Origin of the sequence: Xanthomonas sp. SHU 166, from assembly GCF_000364685.1 — a bacterium.
Classification (GTDB): Bacteria; Pseudomonadota; Gammaproteobacteria; order Xanthomonadales; family Xanthomonadaceae; genus Xanthomonas_A; species Xanthomonas_A sontii.
This window is the reverse complement of record NZ_AQOJ01000754.1, coordinates 1-851: the sequence shown is the minus strand read 5'-3', so window position 1 is coordinate 851 and position 851 is coordinate 1. Positions and strand designations below refer to the sequence as shown.

Below are 851 nucleotides of genomic sequence, written 5' to 3'. Positions count from 1 at the left end.
CGGCAGTTGCGCGGGCGGCGGCGTGGTGTCGAGGGCGACCGCACCGGCGCCGGCAGCGGCCTGCAAGGCGTCGAGGTCGCGCAGCATCGGCGCCAAGGCGGTGCGTTCGTGCTGCGGGAAGGCGCCGGTGGCGATCCACAGCGCGTGTTCGGCGCGGGTCAGGCCGACGTAGAGCAGGCGCGCGTCCTCGGCGCGCTGTTCCTGTTTCCACGCGGCCTCAGCGGTGTCCCAGGCCGGGTCGGATTCGCCGCCGCTGCGGCCGGTGTTCCACTGCAACTGGCGCCCGCCCTGCGGCGCCGGCACCACGCAGTGGCGCCCGGGGCTGCGCTCGCTGCGGCCGATGCCGGCGTACGGCAGGAACACCAGCGGATACTCCAGGCCCTTGCTCTTGTGCAGGGTGACGATCTGCACGCGGCGCGCATCCGATTCCAGCCGCAGTTGCTGCGCCTCGTCGCTGTCGTCGGCATTGGCGATGCGCCGCGCCAGCCAGTCGACCAGGCCATGTGGGCCGAGTGCGCGGGTGTCGGCTTCCTGCAGCAGTTCGGCCAGTTGCAGGTAGTTGGTGAGGCGGCGCTCGCCATCGACCAATGCCAGCAGGCGCTGCCCGTGCGCGGCGCCGAGGTCGCCGATCAACGCCAGCGGGCCGCCGCGCTGCCAGCGCTCGCGCCAGTCCAGCGCCTGTTGCTGCCAACGGCGGTGGCGCTCGCCGTCGTGGTCGAGCGCGGCGATGGCCGCGGCGTCCTCGCCGATCAGCACGGTGGCCAGTGCCGCGCGCAAACGGCCGTCGTCGCCGGGATCGAGCAGCGCCTGCAGCAGGGCCAACAGCTCCAGCGCCTCGTCGGTGGCGAACA

Annotated in this window: 1 protein-coding gene; it reads right to left on the bottom strand. The window is 73.6% G+C overall.

All coding sequences use genetic code 11. From position 1 onward, the window contains the following. A partial coding sequence (locus D180_RS17535; RefSeq protein WP_043091264.1) for a 3'-5' exonuclease occupies positions 1 to 851 on the bottom strand: 851 nt, incomplete at both ends.